Source organism: Hymenobacter persicinus (assembly GCF_004167665.1).
Taxonomy (GTDB): Bacteria; Bacteroidota; Bacteroidia; order Cytophagales; family Hymenobacteraceae; genus Hymenobacter; species Hymenobacter persicinus.
On the sequence record NZ_SEWE01000072.1, the window covers coordinates 1 to 12625 of the forward strand.

At 63.7% G+C, this 12625-nt stretch carries 11 protein-coding genes; 7 read left to right on the forward strand and 4 right to left on the reverse strand.

Annotated elements, in window-relative coordinates; translation table 11 throughout:
• The 6 genes from EWM57_RS19990 to EWM57_RS20015 all read left to right on the forward strand — a co-directional run.
• Nucleotides 1–476, forward strand: a 476-nt coding sequence (locus EWM57_RS19990) for a metallophosphoesterase (RefSeq protein ID WP_394345437.1), incomplete at its 5' end; no start/stop codon positions are given.
• 182 nt (nt 477–658) lie between these two features.
• Nucleotides 659–1318 (forward strand): hypothetical protein, encoded by a 660-nt coding sequence (locus EWM57_RS19995; protein WP_129923076.1) that lies wholly within the window; start codon nt 659–661, stop codon nt 1316–1318.
• A 165-nt stretch (nt 1319–1483) separates the two neighbouring features.
• Nucleotides 1484–2161: a hypothetical protein gene (locus EWM57_RS20000; protein WP_129923077.1), complete on the forward strand. Its 678-nt coding sequence runs from the start codon at nt 1484–1486 to the stop codon at nt 2159–2161.
• Between the two features lie 113 nt (nt 2162–2274).
• On the forward strand, nt 2275–2940 hold the full coding sequence (locus EWM57_RS20005; protein WP_129923078.1) for a carboxypeptidase-like regulatory domain-containing protein: 666 nt from the start codon (nt 2275–2277) through the stop codon (nt 2938–2940).
• A 61-nt stretch (nt 2941–3001) separates the two neighbouring features.
• Nucleotides 3002–3913 (forward strand): UV DNA damage repair endonuclease UvsE, encoded by a 912-nt coding sequence (uvsE, locus tag EWM57_RS20010; RefSeq protein WP_129923079.1) that lies wholly within the window; start codon nt 3002–3004, stop codon nt 3911–3913.
• 33 nt (nt 3914–3946) lie between these two features.
• Nucleotides 3947–4300, forward strand: coding sequence for a hypothetical protein (locus EWM57_RS20015; RefSeq protein ID WP_129923080.1), 354 nt, complete (start codon nt 3947–3949; stop codon nt 4298–4300).
• A 65-nt stretch (nt 4301–4365) separates the two neighbouring features.
• Here the strand turns inward: EWM57_RS20015 and EWM57_RS20020 are convergent, their stop codons facing one another.
• From EWM57_RS20020 to EWM57_RS20035, 4 genes are all read right to left on the reverse strand, one after another.
• Nucleotides 4366–4740: a hypothetical protein gene (locus EWM57_RS20020; protein ID WP_129923081.1), complete on the reverse strand. Its 375-nt coding sequence runs from the start codon at nt 4738–4740 to the stop codon at nt 4366–4368.
• 190 nt (nt 4741–4930) lie between these two features.
• The gene (fbaA, locus tag EWM57_RS20025) at nt 4931–6016 is read right to left on the reverse strand and encodes a class II fructose-bisphosphate aldolase (RefSeq protein ID WP_129923082.1); all 1086 of its coding nucleotides are present in this window, start codon (nt 6014–6016) and stop codon (nt 4931–4933) included.
• Between the two features lie 190 nt (nt 6017–6206).
• On the reverse strand, nt 6207–8951 hold the full coding sequence (locus tag EWM57_RS20030; protein ID WP_129923083.1) for an alpha-L-rhamnosidase-related protein: 2745 nt from the start codon (nt 8949–8951) through the stop codon (nt 6207–6209).
• Nucleotides 8952–9161: 210 nt separating this feature from the next.
• On the reverse strand, nt 9162–12032 hold the full coding sequence (locus tag EWM57_RS20035; RefSeq protein WP_129923084.1) for a glycoside hydrolase family 2 protein: 2871 nt from the start codon (nt 12030–12032) through the stop codon (nt 9162–9164).
• Between the two features lie 159 nt (nt 12033–12191).
• Here EWM57_RS20035 and EWM57_RS20040 point away from each other — a divergent pair.
• The coding region (locus EWM57_RS20040) for an alpha/beta fold hydrolase (protein WP_129923085.1) at nt 12192–12625 on the forward strand (434 nt) is incomplete at its 3' end.

Sequence of the window (12625 nt, forward strand, 5' to 3'; positions counted from 1 at the left end):
AGGCCAACCTCGACCGGCTCAAGCAGAACCACGCCAAAATCGGCTGGAAGCTGATGCTCGACGAAAGCCACGTAGTGGAGCAGGGCGGCGAGAAAATTGCCATTCTGGGCGTGCAGAACTGGGGCGCCCAGATGCGCTTCCCCAAGTACGGCAACCTGGCCCAGGCCCACGCCGGCAGCGGCGACGCGTCCTTTAAGATCCTGCTCAGCCACGACCCCTCCCACTGGGAAGCCCAGGTGCTCGAGTATTCCGACATCGACCTGACGCTCTCGGGCCACACCCACGGCATGCAGTTTGGCGTAAACCTGCCGGGCTTTAAGTGGAGCCCGGTGCAGTACGTCTACAAGCAATGGGCGGGCCTCTATTCCCAGGGCAAGCAGCATTTGTACGTCAACACGGGGCTGGGCTTTATCGGTTACCCGGGCCGGGTGGGCTTTTTGCCCGAAATCACCGTGTTTGAGCTACGCCGCGCCTAACCCGGCCGGAGGGTCGGGCTCAGGCCGGCACTAACGTCCAGCTTCTGCAAAAAAGCCTTCCATTGCACAATGGAAGGCTTTTTTGTGCTTAACGAAGATTAAAAGGTAACCGCAGACAAAACCGCCCCGTATATGCGCCATCATAGATTTTTGGACATTTCCTCTCTCAACCACACCGGATTATGAAAACCTCCCTCCTGTTTTTGTCCTGCGCCGCCACGCTGGCCATGGCTTCCTGCTCGCAGGAAAAAACCACTGATACCACAACCACCGACGGCGGGGCCGTAACGACCACCACGACCACCACGACCACGACGCCGGCCATGTACACCGATGAGGCTTACAACAGCCGCGCCGACCGGATTGCCGCCGACATGGCCGCCAAGATGAAGCTCGACGATGCCACCCGTACCAAGGTGCGCACCGTGTACTACAACCGCGAAAAGCGCTTCGGCGACCTGCAGAGCAAGTACGCCAACGACACCACCGGGATGGCCGCCGCCATGCGCTCGGTGTACAACGACACCGACACGGAGCTCAAAACCGTGTTTACTGACCCAACGCAGTACTCGGCCTACGAGTCGAGCCGCAGTGACTACTACGAGGACCGCTACATGGATGACGCCGCCATGGCCGACACCACCGGCATGAGCTCCTCGTCGTCTTCGTCGAGCATGAGCTCGTCGGATCAGATGAGCTCGTCGGACAACTCGGGGATGGCCGGCAGCACCAACGTGACCAAGATGAAAGCCAAAGCCGACGACGGCAGCAAGCTGAAAGTCAAAGACAACGGCAAAGTGAAAACCAAGGACGCCGACGGCAACAAATCCAAGACTGAATAGTCTCGGCTTGCTGACCCTGCCTTCTACAGAAGCCCGTTTTCCACCCGGAAACGGGCTTTTTAGTGCCGTCCAGCGGAGCAATAACCGTGTTGTAACCTCCACCGTATAGCCTGCATCCCCGGATTGCTATATCCGGCCGCACCTATTCTCCCTTTTTCCCTTTCCATGAAAAACGCCCGTTTGCTTCTTCTGAGCGCCGTTGCCGGTGCTCTCACCGCTGCTTCCTGCACCCAGGACAAGAAAGTCGAGACGACCACCACGACTACCACCGTTCCCGGCGACACGGCCGTCGTGGTGTCTGACCCCAGCGACGCCGAATACCAGGACCGCGCCGACCGGATTGCCAACCGCCTCGCCAATGACCTCGATCTGACCGACTCGGTGGTGGTGACCAAGGTGCGCACCGTGTACTACACCCGCGCCAAGCGCCTGGGCAACCTCAACACCCAGTACGCCACCGATACTGCCGGGCGCTACGCCGCGGCTCGTGCCGTAAACGTGGAGGCCGACAACGACCTGCGCGCGGCCCTGAACAGCCCCGACAAATACCGTCAGTACGAAACCAGCCGCATCAACTACGCCGATGAGCGCTACGTGGGCGGGGACCCGGAGCCGGTGGTCGTGACGACCCCCACGACGACGACGACCGCCACCACGACGCGCCGGGCCGCGCCGCGCAAAGCCATCAAAAAGCTGGAAAACGACGACGACAACCACAAGGTGAAGTACGTGGACGGCTCGAAGCGTAAGGTCAGCAAGGACGGTGACGTGAAAATCAAGCGCGCCGACGGCACCAAAATCAAGATTGACGCCGACGGAGAGCGGACGGTAAAGCGCTTCTAGGCCGCACCATTTGCTTCTGTTCAGAGTTTAAGAGCCTGCACCCTGCAACGGTGCAGGCTCTTTTTGCCTCAGTAGTTCGCTACCTTGCGCGCTAAGGCGTGTTACTATCCTGGATGATTGGTTTGTTTCGCTTCGGGCCCCGCCCCCTTCTTTCCTGCCTGACGCTGGTGCTGCTGCTGCTGCTTTCGGGCGCAGCCGCGGCGCAGGTACGCGTGACGGGCACCATTTCCACGCTGGCCGGCCGCAAGCCCATTCCCGGCGCGGCCGTCCTGATTCAGGGCACCCGGAAGGGCACCGTGGCCGACAATGAGGGCGACTTTGCCATCGACGTGGCCAACACCGACACGCTCATGTTCCGGGCCGTGGGCTTCAAGCCCCAGCGTCTACCTCTCGACCGCACCGGCTTGTCCCAGATTATTGTGCAGATCTACATGGTGCGCGACAGTATTCAGCTCGGGGAAGTGCGGATTCAGTCGGGCCGGCCGGATCGGGCCCAGATCAACCGCGCCCTGCGCAACGTGCGCCGCCCGGCGCCCTCCACCAACGTGGTGCGCCGCCCGCCCCCGCCCAAGCCCCTGTTCCCCGTCGATACCATTGCCCCCAAAATGCCCGTGCCCACCATAGCTAGCCCGGTCAGTTTGATCTACGAGCAGTTTTCCCGGGCCGGGCAGGAGCGGCGCAAGATGGAGGAAATCCTGAACGAGAAGAAAGTGCAGGAAGCCGAAAAGGCCCGGCAGAAGTACAACCGCAACTTCAAGGACAACAAGGGCTACGAGTAAGCCCGCGGGCGGCGCCGGGGCCGGTTTCAACAATTTCCGCGCGGGGCCCGTAAGCTGAAACATGCGAATCGGTTATCCCTGCGTCAACGAAACCCTCGACTGCTCCTCTTCCACCACTTTCCGGCTGGCGTCTTACTCCAACGAGCGGGTGGAAACGACCGTCGCCAACAACCTGGCCTGCCTGCGGCGCATTCTGGAATATAATGTAGCCCACGAGTTGCGCTTTTTCCGCATCAGCTCCGGCATCGTGCCCTTCGGCTCCCACCCCATCAACACCTTTCCCTGGCAAACCCGCTTCGCGGCCGAGTTCCGGGCCGTGGGCGACTACATCCGGGCCGAAAACCTGCGCGTGTCGCTCCATCCCGACCAGTTTGTGGTGCTCAATTCGCCCAGCGCCGACATCGTGCAGCGCAGCATTGCCGAGCTCGAGTACCAGGGTGCCATGCTCGATTTGATGGGTATGGATAGCCAGGCCAAGCTCCAGATTCACGTCGGGGGCCTCTATGGCGACCGGGAAGTGGCCATTGCCCGCTTTATTGCCACCTACCGGACCCTACCCGAGGCCGTGCGTCGGCGGCTGGTGATTGAAAATGATGACCGCCTCTTCAGCCTGCAGGACTGCCTGCGGGTGCACGAGGCCGTGGGCATCCCGATTCTGTTCGACAACTTCCACCACGAGTGCCTCAACCACGGCGAGCCCATGGCCGAGGCCCTGCGCCTGGCCGCCGCCACTTGGCACCCGGAGCGCGACGGGGTGATGATGATGGACTATAGCTCCCAGCAGCTGGGCGAGCGGAAAGGCAAGCACACCTCTACCCTCGAAGAGGAGCTGTTCCGTGAGTTTCTCTCCCACCTGCACGGCCTCGACGTGGACATCATGCTCGAAATAAAAGACAAGGAGGCCAGCGCCTGCCGCGCCGTAAGCGTGCTGCGCGAATTGCAGTTGGTCGCCGCTGAAGTCACCTCCGCCTAGTAACCACCCACCCTATTACCCCTTCTTTCCCTTATGGCAACTGATTCCTCCGGCGTTGAACGCCTCAATGAAACGGTCCGCGCCCTGCAAAACGGCCTGACGGCCCTGCCCCTGAGCGCGGCCATGGACAACACCGAAGCCTGGCAGCAGGAATTTCTGCTCAGCGGCATTCCCGGTTTGCAGGACATAGCCCGCGAAATTGGTACGCTACAGTCTTTGCTCACGGCCGGCAAGCTCAATGGGCCGGCCATTGGTAGCTCTTTGAGTTTGCTGGGCACCCAAACCAACCAGTACGCTTTCCAGGCGCCCGCCGAGCAGCAGGCGGCCCTCCGCTCCCTTGGCGACCTGCTCCTGCGCCTGGCCGGAGACTTGCAGAACGCCAAGTAAACCGCTTCGAACACAAAAAAGCCCGCTTGCAATCTGCAGGCGGGCTTTTTTGTGTTCGAAGCGGCCTAGCGCTGGCTTGGGGGCGTGGTAGCGGGCGTGCGGGCCGGCGAAGTGCCGCGGCGCACCGCCCGCTGGCGGGCGGGCGTGTACGGGGCGCTGGTTTTTTCGCGGGCGGGCAGCTGGTCAACGGCGTTGCGCTCTATGGTCTGGCCTTGGGGCACGTTCACGTCCAGGTTGGTATTGCGCTGCATGGTCGGCTGCTGGTCGGTGCTCTGCTGGCTGATGGTGCCGGGGTTGCTGGGCATGGTCGGGTTGGTGGGCGGCAGCGTGGTCTGGTTGCCGACACCGGCGCGCTGGGGCGAGGTGGGCGTGGTCTGGGCCCGGGCGGCACCGGCCGTGAGCAGCAGGGCAGCGGCGAGGATGGTGAGCTGAGTTTTCATAGAAGAGACAGATAGCAACGTGAGAATCGGGCTAGGCAACTGTGCCCGGCCCTTGCTATACGAGCCGCACGGTGGCGCAGCCAAATAATGCCCGCCGGCTATACACAAAAAGCCCGTTTCCAGGGCTGGAAACGGGCTTTTACATCTTAAATCAAGCCAGAGCAGCGAGCTGTTGGCCGCGGACCCAGAACTAGGGACGACGGTTCATGGCGTTGAGGTCTTCGAAAGCCTGCTTCAGACGGGCCACGAAGGTTTCCTCGCCCTTGCGCAGCCACACGCGCGGGTCGTAGTACTTCTTGTTGGGCGAGTCGGCGCCGGTGGGGTTGCCGATCTGGCCCTGCAGGAAGCCTTCGTTTTTCACGTAGTTGTCCTTGATGCCCTGCCAGAACGCCCACTGCAGGTCGGTGTCCAGGTTCATCTTGATGGCGCCGTAGCTGATGGCCTCCCGGATTTCCTCCTGCGAGGAGCCCGAGCCGCCGTGGAACACGAAGTCGATGGGCAGGGCCTCTTCGATGTTGTGCTTCTGACGCAGGAACTCCTGGGAGTTGTGCAGGATCTTGGGCTGGAGCTTCACGTTGCCGGGCTTGTACACGCCGTGCACGTTGCCGAAAGCCGCGGCGATGGTGAAGCGGTTGCTGACCTCGCTCAGCTGCTCGTAGGCGTAGGCCACTTCCTCAGGCTGGGTGTAGAGCTTGCTGGAGTCCACGTCGGAGTTGTCGACGCCGTCTTCCTCGCCGCCGGTTACGCCGAGCTCGATTTCCAGGGTCATGCCGATTTTGGCCATGCGCTCCAGGTAGCGCTTGCAGATTTCGATGTTTTCCTCAATCGGCTCCTCCGACAGGTCGAGCATGTGGGAGCTATAGAGGGGCTGGCCGTACTGCTCGAAGTGCTTCTCGCCGGCCGCGAGCAGGCCGTCGATCCAGGGCAGGAGCTTCTTGGCGGCGTGGTCGGTGTGCAGAATCACGGGCACGTTGTAGAGCTCCGCCATCAGGTGCACGTGCTGGGCGCCGGAAATGGCGCCGGCAATGCTGGCCTGCTGCTTGTCGTTGGGCACCGACTTACCGGCGAAGAACTGGGCCCCGCCGTTTGAGAACTGAATAATCACCGGCGAGTTGACGGCGCTGGCGGTTTCGAGCACGGCGTTGACCGTGTTGGTGCCCGTCACGTTGACGGCGGGCAGGGCGAAGGCATTCTTCTTGGCGTACTGAAACAGGGATTGTACTTCGTCGCTGTGCAGGACGCCGGCCCGCAGCCCGGTAAGAGTTTGTGCTGTCATGAGAGGGAAAGAAGGTGGATTCAGGAAACGAAATTGCTATTTATCAACCATACTACCAGCCGCGCCGCACCGGACGCAGAACGGGCCTGCGCCGGCCAAACCTACTCCGGGCCGTGGGCTAAAGGTAAGGTCTGGGCGCTAAACCAGCATGCTGGACGCGGCAAACTCTGCCCGCTGGCTCCGGATTACGCTACTGCACCCGGGTCAGGCGCAGATAATCGAGCATGGCTTGGTTGACCTCGCCGTTCATGTTGGTGTTGGCGTCTTCCAGCGTCAGAGTCAGGGTATGGGTGCCCTTTGCGAGCCGGGCCAGCACCGGGTTGGAGAAGCCCCAGTCCGACCACTCGTCCACGCCGCGCTGGGGCAGCACCACCGTGCCCAGCAGTTGCCCGCCCCGGCGCAGGGTCCGGATTGCGCACTTGTTGCTGGTGTTGATGGGGCCGTTGCCATTGGCGTAGCGAAAATCCAGGGCGTAGAGGCCGGTTTTCGGCACCTGCACTTTGAGCGTGAGAGTGCGGTTCACCGTCGTGCTGATTTCCACGAAGCCCTTGCCCGTGTAGCCCTTGTAGCCCTTCGCCGATTTGCCCGCGGCCGCTTCCAGCTCGAAAGTGCGGCGGAACTGATCGGCCCCCACGGGCAGGGGCTCACTGGCGAAGCCTTCGAAGCCCTGGGCATCCACGGCCAGCACCTGGTACTCGGCGTAGGCCGTGGGCGCGGGCACTGGGAAGCTGAGCTCGGTGGTACGGGCCGCAAACTGCCCGTTGCGCAGCACCTGGTAGGCCCGGGCGCCTTCGACAGCCGGCCAGCTCAGGCGCCCGGCGGCGTAGGTGACGGCCGGTGTCGGGGGCGCCACGTGGTGGGGCACCTTATTCTGAGCGGCTGGCGCGGGAGCTTCGTTGCTCAGCTCGATGTGAATATTGTGGGTGCCGGTGAGCGTGGCGGGCACCGAGGCCTCGGCCAGGGGCTGTCCATCAAGGGTGATGCTGCGAATTACGCGGCCGTAGCCGCGCATTTCCACGCTCAGCACGGCGCCGCGGTAGTGGAAGTTGGTCAGCGTGCGGGTGCCCTGCAAGGCCTGGGGTACGAAGGGCCGGAACGTGAGGTAGTCGGCTTGAAAATCCATGCCGAACAGGCCCTTGTAAACCAGTCCCAGCGTGCCCGAGAGGCTCCAGAGCATGTTGCTGGAATTGACCTGGGTGCCGGCAAAGTCGCCGTTGGAGGCCACGAAGTTTTCCTTGTCGGTCAGGAACATGGCCGCCGGGCGGGCCACGGCCATCAGGCTTTCCAGAAACGCGTTTTCGTTGCCGGCCTGGGCCGCGGCCAGGCCCCAGTAGCTTTGCACAAAGGGCCAGACGGCGTTGTTGTGGTAGGGCGGAATGCCCGCAATCTGCGGGTAAATGCAGGGAATCCCGTAGTCCATGACCGGGGTACGGGCCACAATGGTTTTGGCCCGGGCCTCGTCAGCCACGCCGAAGAGCACAGTCAGGGCCTCGCCCAGGGCTTCCGACTTGGGCGAAATAGTCGGGAATGTGCGCCCGTAGCGGTACTGGCCGTAATTGCCCTTTTCCTCGAGCCACAGGTGCTCGTTGATACCAGCCTTGATGCGGGCCGCCCGGCCCCGCGCCTGGCGGGCTACCTCGGCCTGGCCCAGCTTATCGGCCAGCAGGGCCAGCACCTGATTGCCCTGAAAATGGGCGGCGTTGGTACCGAGGTTCTCGCTCTGGTAGATATCCACCGGCTGCATCCACTTCGGGTAGGTCTGCTCCCGCCAGTCCAGAAACGACGACTCCCCGCGCACGAGGCCGGTCGTGGCATCGTAGGCGTTCAGCGCATCGTCTTCAATCGAGGCCTTGATAATCGGGTACACCTGGCGCAGCCAGGCTTCGTCGCCGGTGGTTTTGTAGATTTCCCAGGCGGCCACGGCCCAGATAATCCGGTCGGTGGAGCACGGGTAGGCCCCGCCGGTGCCGGTGTCCTGGATGATGCGGCCCTGAGCTGAAACCTTGCGCAGCAGACTGGTTTTGGCGACTTCGGGCTGGAGCAGGGCCTGGCTCAGGATGATGCTGTAGCTAATGTCGCGGGTCCAGACGCCGGCCCACTCCTGCCCCGTGCGAAAGGTGCCGTCGGGCTCTACGGCCCGGGTAGCTTCCTCCAGGGCCAGGTTATACAGCGCATCGAGCAGCGGGAAGTCCGACGTGAGCTGGGGCAGCTTGCTTACGTCGAGGCTGGCTTTCCACTGCCCGGCGGTGGTTTTCTGGTCGGAATGGGCGTTGAGCACCACCGTCGTCTCGTAGATTCCGTCGCCGTCGGGGTCGGTGAGCTCCAGCCCGGGCTTGTTGATCAGGTTGTCGAAATCCCAGCTCATGGGCGTGGTGTTGCCGGCCACGAATACGTGCTTGAAGTCGTCCTTGTAGAGCTTCTGGCCGTTGTAGAGCGAATAAAATCCCTGCTTCTGAAACGCGGCCAGCACGGGGCGCAGATCCAGGCGGATTTTCAGCGGCGTGTTCGGAGCCAGGTACGTGTTGGCCGGCACCGGCGTGTGGTCCACGAACTGCTGCCCAAACCCGATAACCGGCGTTTCGAGGGGCTGCCCGGCGGCGCGGGGCACGGCCTGAAAAACGTGGTCCTGGCCGGGCTGCATTTCGTTGTCCTTGCCGTTGAGGCTGAACTTAAAGCTGACCTGCGGACTCTGAAACTCGTTGGCCGGGCTCTGGTAGCTCGACGTCAGCTCCTGGCGCGACCGGGCCCGGGCCACGGCCCGTCCCTGCACGATACTGTCGCGAAACACCGAGTAGGCCGCCGACTCCCAGACCGGCCGGCGGGCCGCATCCGGGGCGGGGGACGAAGAAGTAGTAGCGGGCATTTTCTGGGTTTGACAAGAACTCAGCAGCGAGCCGGCCAAGAGCAGGCCCGCGGTAATACGGGTGGGGTTCATAGAAGGAGCGTGAATCGGCCGCGCCCAATACCAAGCGCCGGCAGCTGACTGCTATGGTCAGAAAGCCCAAAATACGGCTTTCTGCGGTACTGCCCGCCGTAAATTCCGGAACCAAGACCGGCAAACGTTTGCGCAAAATGCTCCGGCCAGCGCCCATTTCGGGGCCTTGGCGTTGAAGCCCGAACTCCCCGGCGCCCGGCCTGGTTTGGGCTAAAATAAATCGTCCTTTTCGGGCGCGGTGTAGGGCTGGGGCGTGGCCGTGGAGGTGGCTAAGCCGAAAAAGAAGTACAAAGTCCGGCGCTTGGCGCCCTGCAGGTGGTTCAGCTCCCCGCTGGGCCCCAGGTTGCGGGTGTTGGCGTCGATGTTTAGGGCCAGCTTGGTGCCCAGGGGCGGAATGGCATCCAGCAGGGAGAAATTGCCGGGCGGCAAAGCCGGAAACGGCTTCACCCCGGACAGGCCGTAGAAGTCGAACAGGCGCACGTAGAGGCCGGGGTCGGGGCTGGCCACCAGAAACTTGCCCTCCACGGTATTGAGCTCCAGCCAGGTGATATCGGCGAAGTAGCCTTTGAACTCGGGGTAGAGCCAAGGGGCGGCCCCGGTCTGGGTGTTGTTGTAGGCGTTTTCCCAGACGTTGTCGAGCTGGCCCTGCAGGCGGTTTTTCCACACCCGGTACGGCCCTTTGCCCAGCCAGCGGGCGCCCAGCACGTAATTTTCGGGGTAGGTGAAGCTCAGGCCGGCAAAAGGGAAGTCGCCGGTGAGGCGGTATTCGTAGTCGAGGCGCAGCCAGCCGCCAGGGCTCAGCTGCCAGCGCACGGTTTGCAGGTCGCCGCGGTAAGCAGCTTCCACCACCTCCCCGCCGGCCTCGGCGTAGTGGCGCAGCCCCGCAAAAGTAGCCTGCCCGCCCACCAGCACCGGCCCGTGGGCCAACGACAGCGCGTTGCCGCTGTTGCCCTTGATACCCGTCAGCTCGCCGGTGCGCTTATCGAAGCCCACCGTAATGCCGGCCGCCGCCAGCACCAGCACGCTGTCGGACTCGGTGACTTGCACGGCCGGTGCGGCGGCCGGGGCCGGGCGCACGATGCTGACCAGCAACGCCGCATTGGGCCGGATCTTCCAGCTCCATTTGTACACCAGGTTTTTCTGCGCGTCGTACGCCGAAACCAGCAGCGCATCGTACTGCTGCCAGTCGGCGGGCAGCTTCACGCTGAGCTTGCCGCGGCCCAGCGGCGGCACGTCGGGGCTGCTGATGCGCCCGCGCGGCCCGCCCACGGAGCCGGCGAAGGCCTCGCCGGGCTGGCGGTAGCGCACCAGCTCGTACTGGAAAAAGCACTGGCTGAGGTTGGTGAAGTGGTAGCGGTTTTCCACCGGAATGATGCCCCTGAATTTGGCCGGCAGCTCCGTTAGGTTAAGCTTAATGGGCGAGAAAACCTCCCGGATGGCGTAGAAGCTGCCCTCCTTTTCGCGGTGCGGGCCCAGCACGCCGTCGGGCGCATTCACCCCGTTCACGTCGATGCGGTTGCGCTGGTCGGTGCGCACGAGGCCCTCGTCGAGCAAAGCCCAGAGGAAGCCGCCGCCGGAGCGCGGCGCTGCCCAGTGCAGCTCCCAGAAGTCGTGCAGGCCGGTGCCGCCCCCGCCGTCGTCCTGGGCGTGCAGAAACTCGGTGGGCATGTAAATCAGCGAGTCGGCCAGAATCTTTTGGGTGCTGTAGTAGTCCTCGTAGTGGTTGGTGTCGATGCCATTGAACGCGTTGCCCGGGCGGTGGTGGGCGTGGATGACGGGCCGCCGGGACAAGTCGTGCTGGGCGAAGTCGTCGTCGAGGTTCTTATTGGTGCCGCCCTCGTTGCCGTTGCTCCAAAACAGGATGCTGGGGTGGTTCAGGTCCTTGCGCACCATCTCGCGCACCAGCTTGGCCCCGGCGGCGGTGCTGTAGGCCTTCTGCCAGCCGGCCAGCTCGTCGAGCACGTACAGGCCCAGCGAGTCGCAGAGGTTGAGAAACTGCGCGTCGGGCGGATAGTGAGCCATGCGCACGGCGTTCAGGTTCATTTCCTTCAGCAGGCGCACGTCGAGCAGCTGGATGGAGTCGTTGAGGGTGCGGCCGGTTTCGGGCCAGAAGCTGTGCCGGTTGATGCCCTTGAGCTTGATTTGCACCCCATTGACGAAGATGCCCCGTCCGCGCCGCACCTCGATGGTGCGAAACCCGAACCGCTCGGTGGTCTGGTACAGCGGCTGTCCGGCGGCCGTAAGCGTGAGGCGGGCCCGGTACAGATTCGGGGTTTCGGCGGTCCAGAGCCGGGGCTTGGCCAGCCGGGTGCGGAGCTGCACTGCCGTGTCGGCAGCGGCGGCCACCGCGGCGGCCGTGCCCACCACCCGGCCCTGGGCATCCAGGATATCGACGCGCACCGCGGTGGACTGGCGCAAGCCCCGCAGCTCGGCCCGGGCCACGAAGGAGCCGTCGGCGCGGGCGTCGAGGGCCAGGTGGGGCGCAAACTGGGCCGGGTAGGCTTCGAGGTACACGGGCCGGAAAATGCCGCCGAACACCCAGTAGTCGGCTAGCCGCTCGGCGTTGTTGACCGTAGGCTCGGCCGACATCTTGCTGACCGTGACTTCGAGCAGGTTTTCCGCGTCGAAGCGCAGCTTGTCGGTCAGCTCGTACTTGAAGCGGTAGAAAGCGCCCTGGTGCACGGGCCCCACGAGCTGGCCATTGAGCTTGACTTCGGTGTCGGTCATGGAGCCCTCGAAGACGATAAACACCGGCCCCTGCCGCCAGCCGGCCGGCACCCGAAACCGGTGTTTGTAGAGCCCTTTCTCATCGGCGAAGCGGAAGTTCTTGCCGTAGGTTTTGTAGTCGCGGCCGTAGTTGTAGGAGCCAAAGCCCTGCTGCTCCCAGCACGAGGGCACCTGAATGGTGGTCCAGGTGCCGCTGCGGCGCCCGCCGGTGCAGAAAAAGTCCCAGGTGGCCGTGTGCCCGTTGTCGGTACCCGACAAATACTGCACCTGCCGGCCGGAAGCGGCCAACTGGGCGCGGGCGGGCAAACTCAGGCAGAGCAGGGCGAGCAGCCACAAGAAAGACGAAAGGCGCATACGGACGGGAGCTGAAGGAAGGGCTAAACATAGCCGCGGCCGACGGCATCAGCGCCCTGTACCATCCTGCTCGCCGCCGCGCGGCCCGGCCCAGTCCGCCTTTCCGGCCGGCGGAGCCGTATAGCAAGTTCTGTTTGCTCACTTACTTCTACGCCTCTTATGGATTTGCACTACGTTCGTCAGGGTAGCGGCCGGCCGCTGCTGCTGGTTCACGGCATCGGCGGCAGCTGGCGCTCCTGGAATACCATCATGGGTCCTCTGGCTGCGGAGCGCGAGGTCTTGGCCGTCGACCTGCCCGGGCACGGGGCCTCCCCCGCCCTGGCCGGCGAAAACTCCATCGGCACTTTCGCCGACGCGCTGACCGCCTTTCTGACCGAGCACGACTTGCTGGGCATCGACGCGGTGGGCTCCTCCATGGGGGCCCGGCTGGTGCTGGAGCTGGCCCGGCGCGGGGGCGTGCTCGGGGCCGTCGTATCCCTCGACCCCGGCGGCTTCTGGCAGGGCTGGCAGATTCCGGTGTTCTACCACTCCGTCGCCGTTTCGCAAAAGCTGGTGACGGCCCTGCAGCCGGTGATGCCCGCGCTGATGCACTC